Annotated in this window: 10 protein-coding genes; 7 read left to right on the top strand and 3 right to left on the bottom strand. The window is 44.7% G+C overall.

The genetic code is table 11. The features are described from left to right. Positions 1-3: 3 nt before the first annotated feature. On the bottom strand, positions 4-1,464 hold the full coding sequence (locus AKJ31_RS03185) for a cobyric acid synthase (protein WP_053407628.1): 1,461 nt from the start codon (positions 1,462-1,464) through the stop codon (positions 4-6). 170 nt (positions 1,465-1,634) lie between these two features. On the opposite strand from AKJ31_RS03185, the gene AKJ31_RS03180 reads away from it, so the two are divergent. Both AKJ31_RS03180 and AKJ31_RS03175 read left to right on the top strand, forming a co-directional pair. Then, positions 1,635-1,997 (top strand): YgiW/YdeI family stress tolerance OB fold protein, encoded by a 363-nt coding sequence (locus tag AKJ31_RS03180; protein ID WP_053407627.1) that lies wholly within the window; start codon positions 1,635-1,637, stop codon positions 1,995-1,997. A gap of 94 nt (positions 1,998-2,091) precedes the next feature. After that, positions 2,092-2,610 carry a hypothetical protein gene (locus tag AKJ31_RS03175; RefSeq protein ID WP_053407626.1) on the top strand — a complete coding sequence of 173 codons (519 nt, stop codon included), beginning with the start codon at positions 2,092-2,094 and terminating at the stop codon, positions 2,608-2,610. 29 nt (positions 2,611-2,639) lie between these two features. Here AKJ31_RS03175 and cra read toward each other — a convergent pair whose 3' ends face one another. Continuing rightward, positions 2,640-3,620, bottom strand: a complete 981-nt coding sequence (cra, locus tag AKJ31_RS03170) for a catabolite repressor/activator (RefSeq protein WP_053407625.1) — start codon at positions 3,618-3,620, stop codon at positions 2,640-2,642. A 296-nt stretch (positions 3,621-3,916) separates the two neighbouring features. Between cra and fruB the strand changes: the two genes are divergently transcribed. From fruB to glgC, 5 genes are all read left to right on the top strand, one after another. Continuing rightward, positions 3,917-5,050, top strand: a complete 1,134-nt coding sequence (fruB, locus tag AKJ31_RS03165; RefSeq protein WP_053407624.1) for a fused PTS fructose transporter subunit IIA/HPr protein — start codon at positions 3,917-3,919, stop codon at positions 5,048-5,050. A gap of 10 nt (positions 5,051-5,060) precedes the next feature. Further along, positions 5,061-6,035: a 1-phosphofructokinase gene (gene pfkB, locus AKJ31_RS03160; protein WP_053407623.1), complete on the top strand. Its 975-nt coding sequence runs from the start codon at positions 5,061-5,063 to the stop codon at positions 6,033-6,035. Positions 6,036-6,054: 19 nt separating this feature from the next. Then, positions 6,055-7,788, top strand: a complete 1,734-nt coding sequence (gene fruA / locus AKJ31_RS03155) for a PTS fructose transporter subunit IIBC (protein WP_053407622.1) — start codon at positions 6,055-6,057, stop codon at positions 7,786-7,788. A 311-nt stretch (positions 7,789-8,099) separates the two neighbouring features. Continuing rightward, the gene (locus AKJ31_RS03150; protein WP_053407621.1) at positions 8,100-10,001 is read left to right on the top strand and encodes a GGDEF domain-containing protein; all 1,902 of its coding nucleotides are present in this window, start codon (positions 8,100-8,102) and stop codon (positions 9,999-10,001) included. A 136-nt stretch (positions 10,002-10,137) separates the two neighbouring features. Next, positions 10,138-11,364: a glucose-1-phosphate adenylyltransferase gene (gene glgC / locus AKJ31_RS03145; RefSeq protein WP_072161206.1), complete on the top strand. Its 1,227-nt coding sequence runs from the start codon at positions 10,138-10,140 to the stop codon at positions 11,362-11,364. Positions 11,365-11,573: 209 nt separating this feature from the next. Here glgC and AKJ31_RS03140 read toward each other — a convergent pair whose 3' ends face one another. Beyond that, a complete protein-coding gene (locus AKJ31_RS03140; RefSeq protein WP_053407619.1) occupies positions 11,574-12,461 on the bottom strand; it encodes an AraC family transcriptional regulator in 888 nt (295 codons plus the stop codon). Positions 12,462-12,564 lie beyond the last annotated feature (103 nt).

Raw genomic sequence — 12,564 nt, 5'->3', positions numbered from 1 at the left:
TGGTTAGTCCATTTCAGGCCATAGCAGTTTTAAGTTGAGGTGTTCTTCGACCGCATCTGCGATTCGATTAATCGCATCTTCCTGATTTTTCGTATGATTAATACTAGTGACATTGTCACCTATCACCCAGTTTGCGACAGTGTTCAGAACACCTGAAGCGTCAAAGATACCATGTAAATAGGTTCCTATCACTTGATTGCAATCACTGATCGCGCCATCAGTTTGACCATTGCTCAATGTCATTAACGGCTGTTCATTTACCTGTGTTACGCCAGCATGAATTTCATAGCCTTTAACTTTGGTTTGTAGGCCTTGCAACGTCATAGTGCCAACAACATTAGTCAACGTTTTCTCTGCTGCAAGTTCAGTCATCAAATCTAAGTATCCGAGTCCGTCAGAGCTGCCTGCTTCGCCTTCAATGCCTAATGGATCGGAAATGGATTTGCCCAACATTTGGTATCCACCACAAATACCCATGACTTTACCACCTAGACGGATGTGGCGAGCGATATCCTTATCCCAGCCTTGCTCTCTCAAATGAGCAAGATCGTTGCGTACCGATTTTGAGCCTGGTAGTACAATCAAGTCCGCACGGTCTAAACGTTCTCCCGGTCCAACGTAGCGCAGGTTGATATCTGGATTACTTCGCAAGATATCAAAATCGGTGTGGTTGCTGATTCGCGGGAAAACGGGAACAACGACATTTAACTTTGCTTCACCTTGAGTGACTTGTGAGCTGTTAATTGCGTCTTCCGCCTCTAGGTCAAAACCGTGTAGATACGGCAGCACACCAATAACAGGTTTGTTGGTCTTTTGTTCCAACCAATCTAAACCTGATTGGAGAAGGCTCAAATCACCACGAAAGCGATTGATCACAAAACCAATTACACGCTTTTGTTCGCTTTCAGACAACAATGCCAGTGTACCGTACAAGTGGGCAAACACGCCGCCCTTGTCGATATCTGCAATTATGATTACCGGGATATCCGCTTCCTCAGCAAATCCCATATTGGCGATATCGTTTTCACGCAGATTGACTTCGGCTGGGCTTCCCGCCCCTTCGATAACGATGGTATCAAACTGTTGTTGTAGCTTGTGGAATGAGTCCATAACAAAAGGTAACGCAAACTCTTTGTAGCTTTGGTAGCCAATCGCATTCATGTCTGCCACCGCTTTACCTTGCACTATCACTTGGGCGCCCATATCAGTGTTTGGCTTCAACAACACAGGGTTCATATCGACGCTAGCTGGTATGTTTGCTGCCATTGCCTGAACGTATTGCGCGCGCCCAATTTCGCCGCCATCTGCAGTCACCGCGCTGTTTAAAGCCATGTTCTGCGGTTTGAACGGTGCCACATTGACACCTTTGCGTGCTAAAACGCGGCACAAAGCTGCCACTAATACACTTTTTCCGGCATCTGAGGTCGTTCCCTGCACCATCAGTGCTTTTGTCGTTGGCTGCATAATTAACTTTATGATCTATGAGGAGAATAATGACCGATGATAGCGTGTTGCACGCAATACACAACAATGAATCGAATATGAATAGTTCACTCACTGTAGGTTCAAAGCACAAGTTGTTTAATAGCACTCACACCAACTAACAACACTTAAGTAAAGGCAAAGGTGAATTTATGAAAACTCTTCCAATTATTGCTGCAACATTAATTTCGGTATCGGCATTGGCAAATGCATCAGACAAACAATCAGATGTGGTTAAGTATCAAGGACCTGTCAGCTTAGATACCATCGATTCGTTACTCCAAGACACGAGCTACTTCGCGGAAAAAGACGTTGTTGTTGAAGGTCAATTAATCCGTCAGATTAGCGCCGATACGTTCATACTGAGCGACGGAAAATCTGAAATCCAAGTTGAGTTGGACGACGACATCAAACTCGAAGCACCATTAGACGAAAAGCAGAAATTACGCCTATTTGGTGAATATGAAGGCGGCAATACGCCAGAAATTGAGGTTGAGCACATCCAAATCCTGTAAAACTGTTTCATTATCTGATAATTACGTTAGTATTCTGGCTTGCATATTGCATTGTAACCTACAGTCAAAAAATTGATGCAAGTCGGAGACTGCTTTGAAAAAGTTAATCATAGCCAGCGCTATTGCATGCGCTGGCTTTACTGGAATCGCAAACGCTAACAACTTCAACTACAACTTCATGGAAGTCCGCACTGCTGTAAACCCTGAAATGGTCGGTGTTGAAGGCAGCATGTTTCTTACTGAGAACTCTCACCTAGTCGCACGTATCGACACTCAGTTTGAAGACGACTCAGATATCGCGGCAGGTATTGGCTTTAATGGCCCAGTAAACCAGTTTGCTGATGTTTATGGGCAACTACTACTTCACTACGTTGACTTCCCAGATGATTCACATCGAGATAACGATACTCAGATCGAGATGAATATCGGTGTGCGTTTATGGTTAACAGACCAAATTGAAGCAACTGGGCGTCTTGGTCGAAATGACGATGCATCGGTTGTTCACGCAGGCGTACGATTCCATTCTACTGAACAGTTATCACTGTCTGCAGAAATGCGAAATAACGGTTTGTACGGTCCGCAAGCCACCATGTCTGTTCGATTCCAGTATTAAAAAAGCGCCGTTTGGCGCTTTTTACTATCTTAACGACGTACAACTATCTTTCTTGGCACCAGCTCGATTCCAGGTTGATAGCGTTTTGACGCTGCATTCAATGCTAGTGCCATTGCGCTGTCGGCAATCAATTCGAATTGCTGCGGAAGAGAGTTGATTTTCACAGGCAGAAAATCGAGTAAGCGATTATCACCAAAGGTGGCAATGTTTAGCTTCTCAACCAGTTGTGGCTGTTCCAACAGTACATCAAGCACCCCTTCTAATAAGGTATACGAAGTCGTAATGATCGCGTCGGGTACGGTTTGCTCCTCTATCCACCGCTTAAGAACCGCTTTACCATCTTCTCGGTTAAAGTGCTTGCCATAGCCTATGACCGTTTCGACATTCGCTTTGTTCGCTGCTGAGTTAAAACCTAGTTCACGCTCACGCGATATGTTCAAGTCTGGCAACGCACCGATTAAACCAATTTTAGTGACATTGTCACTGAGCAATGATTGCGTTAAATCGTACGCAGCACCAAAGTCCTCGCTAATAACACAAGAAAAGTGTTCATCATCTAAAGGACGGTCGAGAGCGATTACAGGTGTTCCGCTTTTTTGCAGTTCCAAATAAAACTCGCTTGCTTCAGGGATCACGCTGGCAACAAACAAAGCATCGACTTTTCGGCTAACTAACGCTTGTACGACACTTCTTTCTGTTTCTGGATTGTCGTCAGAGCAACCAATAAGGATTTGGTAACCTGCTGAGCGCGAGTTCTGTTCAAGTAATTTGGCTAAACGTGCGTAACTGGTGTTCTCCAAGTCTGGAATAATCAAACCAAACGAACGACTTTGCCCTGCTCTTAACGTGCTCGCAGCTAGATCTGGTCTGTAGTTATGCTCTTCAACCACCGCCATCACTTTACGCTGTGTCTGCTCGCTAATGCGATACTTCTGCGCTTTCCCATTTATCACATAGCTCGCAGTGGTTTTAGAAACCCCAGCTAACTTTGCCACTTCATCTAGTGTCATATCATTAACCTTGTTCTGTGCGCGGGATCATAATTACCAATTAAAGATCCTACCTTGAGTTGAATTATATGCTGAACCGATTCAGTATTAAAGCTGAAAGGATTCAGCAAAACCTGAAAAATTGAACGAGGTCACCTTAATACTCCATTTCGGACTATGCTAAAAACCGATCGCTAAGATATGGATTTTTCATCAAGGTTTCGCTGAATTCTTTTATTTTACTTAGCTGCTGAATCGATTCAGTTAATGAGGCTGAATCAAGAATAACCGAATAACGTAAAGCTGGGAGAAGCACCATGCTTAAGCTGAATACAAACGATATTACTCTGTCGCAATCTGCGAACGATAAGACTGAAGCAATTAAGAACGTTGCAATAAGCCTTAGCTCTAAAGGGCTGGTGGAAGAGGCTTATGTCACTGGCATGTTGGATCGTGAAAACCAAAATTCAACATTTTTGGGTAACGGTATTGCTATTCCTCACGGAACAACAGATACGCGCTCAATGGTGAAAACAACCGGTGTTGCCGTACATCACTTCCCTGCTGGCGTTGATTGGGGTGATGGCAATGTTGTGTATCTCGCCATTGGTATTGCTGCAAAATCTGATGAACATTTAAGCATCCTTAAGCAGCTGACCAAAGTGCTTGGTGCTGATGGCGTTGAAGAACGTCTACGTAACTCTAAATCTGCTGAAGAGATCATTGCTCTGCTCAATGGTGACGTACAACTGGAAGCAGAGTTCGATGCTTCATTAGTTCAACTAAACTTCCCTGCCAATGACATGGTTCAACTGAGCGCCGTCGCTTCTGGTTTGTTGAAAAACGCGGGGTGTGCTGAAAGTGCGTTTGTTGCCGATGTAGTTGCAAAAGCGCCGACGCATTTAGGCAAAGGTATTTGGTTAGTGGGCAGCGATCAAAGTGTTTCTCGCAGCGGAGCAGCGTTTGTTTCAAGTGTAGATGAGTTTACATATGAGCAACAGCCAGTACGCGCTTTATTTGCATTCGCAGCGTGTAATGGTTCTCACCAAGCCTTGCTAAATACACTATCTAAAATGGTTTTTGAGAACCAACAAGACGAGCTACTTAGCGCAGATACAGAGCAGCTTCTGGCGCTGTTAAAAGGCGAACAAGTTGCCACTCAAGAATCAGAAACTGGCAACCAAGCAGTATTCAAAATTAAAAACGCGCATGGTTTACACGCTCGTCCGGGTGCAATGCTGGTTGCAGAAGCGAAGAAGTTTGAATCCAACATTCGTGTTTCCAACCTTGATGGTGACGGTAAAGCCGTGAATGCGAAGAGCTTAATGAAAGTTATCGCACTAGGCGTTAAACACGGCCATCAACTTCAGTTTACCGCCGAAGGACCGGACGCATCATTAGCGCTTGAATCAATCGGTAATGCCATTGCATCTGGCCTTGGTGAAGGTTAAGGGGCGAGTTATGCAGAGCTTAAAAACTAACAAAGTTGTCACCATTACGCTGAACCCAGCGCTCGATCTGACCGGTAGTCTCGACGAACTCAACGTCGGCTCAGTCAGCTTGGTGAATAACAGTAACCTACATGCGGCAGGTAAAGGCGTTAACGTTGCCAAAGTTCTCAGCGATTTAGGCGCGCAAGTCACCGTGACGGGGTTTCTAGGTAAAGACAACCCAGAGCTATTTCATCAACTATTCGACGAAATTGGTGCAATCAACGAGTTCATTCAAGTTGAAGGCGCGACTCGAATCAACGTCAAACTCGTCGAAAAAGATGGTCAAGTTAGCGATATCAACTTCCCTGGCGTGCAGGTCTCTCCGTTAGAAATTGATCGTTTTGAAAAGGTACTGTTTAAGCTAGCCGAAGAGCACGATTATTTCGTCCTCGCAGGCAGTTTGCCGAGCGGCGTTACACCAGAGCTTTGTGCCTCGTGGATTAGCAAATTACGCCATCAAGGCAAAAAGGTGTTGTTCGATAGTAGCAAATCCGCACTGGCAGCTGGTATCGAAGCCCAACCTTGGTTAATTAAACCTAACGATGAAGAGCTGAGTGATTTACTCGGTCAAGAACTTGGCTCTTTTGAAGCGTGTCGCGACGCAGCTCAATCTTTGGCCGGAAATGGCATCGAAAACATTGTTGTTTCAATGGGTGCTGACGGTGTGATGTGGTTAAACGACGGTGAATGGCTCCAAGCTCAACCACCAAAGATGAGCGTGGTTAGTACAGTCGGTGCGGGTGACACCCTAGTCGCAGGTCTATGCTGGGGTCATATGCAAGCACTACCCAATACAGATTTACTACGCTTTGCAACGGCATTGTCGGCAATGGCCGTCAGCCAAGTAGGCGTAGGATTGACCAGCCAACAAGAGCTGGATGAGATCAAGCTAAACACTCAAGTCAAACAGATTTGCTCTAGTACGAACGTGAAAGCAAACTAAGGAACAGAAGGTTATCACTATGAATATCGCTATTATTACCGCTTGCCCGAGTGGCGTAGCAAACAGCATTCTCGCTGCGGGGTTGTTAGAACAAGCTGCAGCAAAGCTTGGCTGGAATGCATCCATTGAGTGCCAGTCTAGCGTAGTCAACGCTAATGCTCTGACTCAAGACCAGATAGAACAGGCTGAATGTATTGTTATTGCGGCAAATACTCCGGTTGATACATCACGTTTTGTCGGCAAAAAAGTCTACCAAGCGCCGATTTCTGACGTAACTGCTGATGCCGTCGCGTTTCTACAAAATGCTCCAGCGAAAGCGGAAACATTGACTCAAGCGACACAACTCGCGCAAGCACCGGCTGGCTCAGCGACGAAAAAGATCGTTGCGATTACTGCCTGTCCGACCGGTGTTGCTCACACGTTTATGGCGGCTGAAGCTCTTGAAGAAGAAGGCAAACGTCGTGGCCATCAAATTAAGGTTGAAACCCGTGGCTCTGTTGGCGCGAAAAACCAACTGACCGATCAAGAAATTGCCGAAGCAGACTTAGTGATTATCGCAGCGGACATCGAAGTACCACTTGAACGCTTCAACGGCAAAAAGATGTACCGTACGAAAACTGGCCCGGCGCTTAAAAAGACGTCTGAAGAAATGGACAAAGCGTTCGAGCAAGCTAGCGTTTATCAGCACACTGGTGGTTCTAGCTCATCAGCTGCCAGCGATGAAAAGAAAGGTGCTTACAAACACTTGATGACTGGTGTATCTCACATGCTTCCAGTAGTGGTTGCCGGTGGTTTGATCATCGCCCTATCCTTTGTATTCGGTATCGAAGCATTTAAAGAAGAAGGAACATTGGCAGCGGCATTGATGACCATCGGTGGTGGCTCCGCTTTTGCACTGATGATTCCTGTTCTAGCCGGTTACATTGCCTTTTCTATTGCTGACCGTCCGGGTCTGGCTCCTGGTTTAGTCGGCGGCATGCTGGCGAGTTCAACTGGTGCTGGTTTCCTAGGTGGTATCGCTGCTGGTTTCATCGCAGGTTACGCAGCCAAACTTATTGCCGACAAAGTACAGCTACCACAGTCAATGGAAGCGTTAAAACCAATCTTGATCATTCCGTTTGTTGCCACACTATTTACTGGCTTGGTCATGATTTACATCGTTGGCGGTCCAGTTTCTGGCATCATGAACGGTCTGACTGACTTCTTGAACAACATGGGTTCTGACAGTGCAGTAATGCTTGGTGTTCTATTGGGCGCAATGATGTGTTTCGACCTTGGGGGGCCAGTGAACAAAGCCGCGTATGCATTTGGTGTTGGTCTATTGGCTTCGCAAACTTACGCTCCAATGGCAGCAATCATGGCCGCAGGTATGGTACCAGCACTAGGTATGGGTTTGGCGACTTTTATTGCTAAAAACAAGTTTGAACAAAGCGAACGTGAAGCAGGTAAAGCGTCATTTGTGCTAGGCCTGTGCTTTATCTCAGAAGGTGCAATCCCATTCGCGGCGAAAGACCCAATGCGCGTGATTCCAGCGTGTATGGCAGGTGGTGCTCTAACAGGCGCACTATCTATGTTGTTTGGTGCGAAATTGATGGCTCCACACGGTGGTTTGTTTGTACTGCTTATCCCGAACGCGATTACACCAGTACTTATGTACTTAGTCGCAATTGCAGCTGGTACAGCGGTAACAGGCTTTGGCTATGCGTTCCTAAAATCACGCAGCGAACAAAAGCAACTACAAACTGAAGCATAATCCTACTGAACTTTAAAAAAAAGCACCTCAATCTTGAGGTGCTTTTTTGTTTCATGTAGGTAGACGAATGATGTTAGGTAAAGCATATTTTTACGCAATTAAATTTGTGACTTTCATTCAAAATATATACCTTGGCAACGGAAAGAGGATTAAATATAAGTTTGTCGTTATAAGTACTGGATTAAATGCATAAGTTTAGGTTACCGTAGCCCCATAATACGGTGATTGCTATGAATTTTACTTCATATAACTCTTATAATTCAGCAACATCTGAAATTTACTTATACAACTTTAGGTTTAGTTTGCATTCGATGTCTTTTACACGCTACAAAGTTTGTCTTCAATTTATTGTTACCTTCGCGGTGTTAGCGTGTGTACCTACCCTATATTTCCTCAACGAGCACGCAAAAATAGATAAGCGTGCGCTGCAGACCGTTGAACAAAACAACATCCATAAACTCGAATACGCTAAAGCTGAGTTGCAAGTCTCAATTGATCAGATCATTACCGCCGCAAGCTCTCTGTCTAATAATGGTTTGTTGCATCAAGCAATCCTCAATCCAACACAAGAGAACTTAGAAAATGTAAGCTATCTTTGGCTACTCGTTGCTAAGACTCAAGGTGTTTATTCGCAATTGCGATTCATTGACAGTCAAGGTATGGAAAAGATTCGCGTTAACACGAGTGAATTACGATCTGAAATCGTCGCCCCATACGATCTGCAGTACAAGGGCGATCGCAAGTATTTCGCTTATGCGCAATCATTGAAAAGAAACCAAGTTGGCACATACGGTATCGATTTAGAATCAGAACGTGGACAAATCGTTTATCCGTTAACTTTAGGTTATCGCGTTATTGTTCCGATCGAACTGGGAGGTAAACGACAAGGTTACTTTGTCGCTAATCTCGATTTAAAGCGTATATATAAATCTCTCGCTTACAAACGCAATACCAATAACTTACCGACAATATTTAGTGGCAATGGTTACTATATTCTGCCAAATGACGGTACACGTATCTTAGGCAATATTATTGATGAACATAAAGAGTACAGTCTCAGCAAACAGTACCCTAGCCTATGGCGCAGAATCCAATTGACTAACTCGGGAACGGTAAAAGAAGGCGATTCTTGGTTCTCGTTTATCAAAACAGATATTACTCATACTTCAACGAAAGAGCCGCTTATCTTTGTACTTGAATCGGATTTAAGTGATATCCGACCAATCGCCGATGAAGAGCGTAGCGAGCTCAATACTCAAGCGGTATTTCTGCTCATTATTATTGCTCTGATTACCTTTTCTTTTGTTACTTGGAATTACAATCACGAGAAAAACAGCATGGCGAGTAAAATTGCCCGCGCAGCGATGAACGGTATGTCTGCAGTTGTGATCACCGACCACAACAACCGTATCATTCAAGTCAACGAGCAATTCACTAAATCCAGCGGTTACACTCTCGATCAAGTGAAAGGAAAGCAGCCTACCGTATTCTCTTCAGGACGCCATAACCAAGAATTCTATATGAACATGTGGAAAGCGTTGGAAACAAAAGGAATATGGGAAGGCGAAGTGGTGAACAAGCGCCGTGATGGTTCGTTGATTACGGAAATTCTTCGTATCCAAACGGTAACGGATAAACAAGGCACGATTCAATTTTACGTTGCGTCGTTCATTGACATTTCACACCGTAAAGAACTCGAAGATCAACTGAGAGAACTCAGTGAAAAAGACCCACTCAGTGGTCTGTGGAATCGCCGCAAGTTTGATACTGAGATAGTCTCTCACAGCCAAAGAATTAAACGCTACCCAGACAGTGAACACGTTTCGCTTGCCCTAATCGATATTGACCACTTCAAGCGAGTCAACGACAAATATGGGCACGACATTGGTGACAAAGTCATTGGCGAAGTGGCACAAACCCTTTCAACCCATCTACGTGAAACCGACATTATCGCGCGTATTGGTGGTGAAGAGTTTGCTATCATCATGCCCCACACGTCTCTAGATGAGGCTGAAGTTGTCGTGAACCGACTGCGTATAGCCGTAAATATTGAAAGCGATCTGAACATCACTGTCAGCGGTGGTGTGACAGATATATGCAGTAAGCCTGGTGACAGCTATAAGCGTGCAGACATTGCACTATATGAGTCCAAAACGCTGGGTCGCAACCAAGTGAATGTCATGGCGTCAGCGGAAGCAAACTCGATTGCATGATTTTAGTGCATATATAATTTGTTATGCACCAATACCGAGCCTACTTTCACACATGACCAGTGCAAGCCCTGTAAAACCGTGTGGTTACAACATGGCGTAATTCTTGTACTACTCTGATATGGACACATCGCACCATATGGAGATTAGCATGCAAAACACCCTTACCATAGTTCTCGCCGGAGGTATGGGATCTCGCCTTAGCCCACTCACTGACGACCGTGCCAAACCTGCTGTTCCCTTTGGCGGTAAATACCGAATCATCGACTTTACTCTCACCAATTGCTTGCGTTCTGGTCTTCGACGTATTTTGGTGCTGACTCAATATAAATCGCACTCCCTACAAAAACACTTACGTAATGGTTGGTCAATCTTCAACCCTGAACTCGGCGAATTTATTACTGTTGTCCCACCGCAAATGCGTGGCGGCGGTAAATGGTATGAAGGTACGGCTGACGCCATTTATCATAATCTATGGTTGCTCTCGCGAAGTGATGCTGAATACGTGGTTGTGTTGTCTGGCGACCATATTTACCGCATGGATTATGACGTAATGCTTCAGGAGCACAAAGCCAATCAAGCCGATTTAACCATCGCCTGTATGAACGTTGATCGTAAGGAGGCAACGCAGTTTGGTGTGCTCGACACAGACGAAAGTGGCCGTATTACCTCATTTATCGAAAAGCCCAAAGATCCACCTTCTGTTCCTGGTCAACCAGACCGTAGCTTAGCCTCTATGGGGATTTACATCTTCAGTTGTCAGGTACTTCAAGACGCGCTCCATAATGATGCAAACAACCCCGAATCTTCACATGATTTTGGTAAAGACATCATTCCGGAGCTAATCAAATCTCACGGTGTCTACGCATACGATTTTTGTAACGACAAAGGACGTGTTGCTAAAGATTGTTATTGGCGTGATGTCGGCACGATTGATTCATTCTACGATGCAAATATGGACTTACTTGAACCTGTTCCGCCAATGAATTTGTATCAAGCTGACTGGGCAATTCGGACTTATGAACCTCAATGTCCACCAGCGCGTACTGTCTCTTCTGAAACGGGCAATGAAGGGATATTTATTAATTCGATTATCGCTGATGGTGTGGTCAATTCTGGTGGCTCAGTGCAGCATTCGGTCGTATCACCGAATGTTAGGATCCATGATGGTGCAACCATTGTTGACAGCATTTTGTTTGACGATGTCCATGTTGGTGAAGGCTCTCAGTTGGTGAACTGCATCATCGATAAACACGTCCGTATACCACCCCATACGCAGATTGGCCTAGATCGCGTTGAAGATGCTAAACGTTTCCACATTTCTGAAAAAGGTATTGTGGTAGTGCCGGAAAGTTATCAGTTTTGATTAGCAAACTAAGAGATAAAAAGCCTCTACACATTACTGTTTAGAGGCTTTTTGAAGAGACTGACTAGATCTCCTATAGGGGGCGTAGTAACCAAAATTAGTTGTTCTACATCTAAGTGGTTAACTACTCAGACAGTATGAACGAGGTTTCATCGGAAAAAAACAGTAATTTTGTAAAGCGATTTTTCCTCTTTTTCCTACCTTCGCGATCAACTCGCCAATTTTAAGCCGCGTGGCGTCTCATTGAAATGACGTTTGTACTCGCGTGAAAATTGTGAAGAACTGTTATAGCCAACCAAACGCGCTGCATCGTTGACTTTCTTTCCTTCTAAATGGATCAACTCTTTTGCTTTGTTGAGTCTGACTTTCTTGATGTATTGGATCGGTGATTCTAACGTTACTTCACGAAAGGCATTGTGGAATGCAGATGCACTCATGTTAGCTTCTTGTGCCAACTCTTGGACGGATAAGTTTCCTGCGTATTCGCGGTGTACTTTTTCTAACGCTTTCGCTACGCGGGCATAATGGCCTTCATGGTGCGCTAAATCGAACAATATATGCCCTTCATCACTGGTCAAAGCGCGGTAAACCAGTTCTTCTTTGAGAGCGTCGGCAAGCAATGCGGTTTCGTAAGGGTTACACAAAGCCTGAACCAAGCGCTTGCTCACATCGAGTACACTGGCTTCCATACGAACTGACTTCAAACCGCAGCGTTGTTCGTTGCTCGATTTATCCGGCCTGTAACCCAATGATTCAAGTTTATGTACTTGGCGATGCAATACCTGTGGATCGATATCGATCGACAATCCAAGTAATGGTTCGCCATTTTCTGCGATCGCTTCGCACTCTAAAGGCATTGGTACACCCACAACTAGATAATCATTCGGCCCGTAATGGACGGGTTGATTACCAATGTAGATATTCTTACTGCCCTGACCTAACAGGATAATGCCTGATTGATAAATGAAGGGTTTGCGCTCATTGCCGCGGCTACTACGATAAAACCATACGCCTTCAATTTGCGTTTGATAAATGCCTTCAAGTTGATGCAATTGCTGATAATCAACGTACTGTTGTAAAAGTTGCGCTAGGGTCATACTGCCTCCGTTAATGCACTAATAGTAATAAATTTGTAGAAATAGGCAATAACAATGGAGGAATGGACGTTCGATTCTGTGTTTTCAGATAGTATTATGCATT

Source organism: Vibrio hepatarius (assembly GCF_001274785.1).
GTDB classification, from domain to species: Bacteria; Pseudomonadota; Gammaproteobacteria; order Enterobacterales; family Vibrionaceae; genus Vibrio; species Vibrio hepatarius.
The sequence above is the reverse complement of the archived record's forward strand: the minus strand, read 5'-3'. Positions and strand labels throughout refer to the sequence as shown.

Coding starts and splice junctions, on each gene's coding strand:
- AKJ31_RS03140 (WP_053407619.1), bottom strand. CDS start 12,461: ATGACCCTAGCGCAACTTTTACAACAGTACGTTGATTATCAGCAATTG.
- pfkB (WP_053407623.1), top strand. CDS start 5,061: ATGCAGAGCTTAAAAACTAACAAAGTTGTCACCATTACGCTGAACCCA.
- AKJ31_RS03180 (WP_053407627.1), top strand. CDS start 1,635: ATGAAAACTCTTCCAATTATTGCTGCAACATTAATTTCGGTATCGGCA.
- glgC (WP_072161206.1), top strand. CDS start 10,138: ATGGAGATTAGCATGCAAAACACCCTTACCATAGTTCTCGCCGGAGGT.
- AKJ31_RS03185 (WP_053407628.1), bottom strand. CDS start 1,464: ATGCAGCCAACGACAAAAGCACTGATGGTGCAGGGAACGACCTCAGAT.
- fruA (WP_053407622.1), top strand. CDS start 6,055: ATGAATATCGCTATTATTACCGCTTGCCCGAGTGGCGTAGCAAACAGC.
- AKJ31_RS03150 (WP_053407621.1), top strand. CDS start 8,100: ATGTCTTTTACACGCTACAAAGTTTGTCTTCAATTTATTGTTACCTTC.
- cra (WP_053407625.1), bottom strand. CDS start 3,620: ATGACACTAGATGAAGTGGCAAAGTTAGCTGGGGTTTCTAAAACCACT.
- fruB (WP_053407624.1), top strand. CDS start 3,917: ATGCTTAAGCTGAATACAAACGATATTACTCTGTCGCAATCTGCGAAC.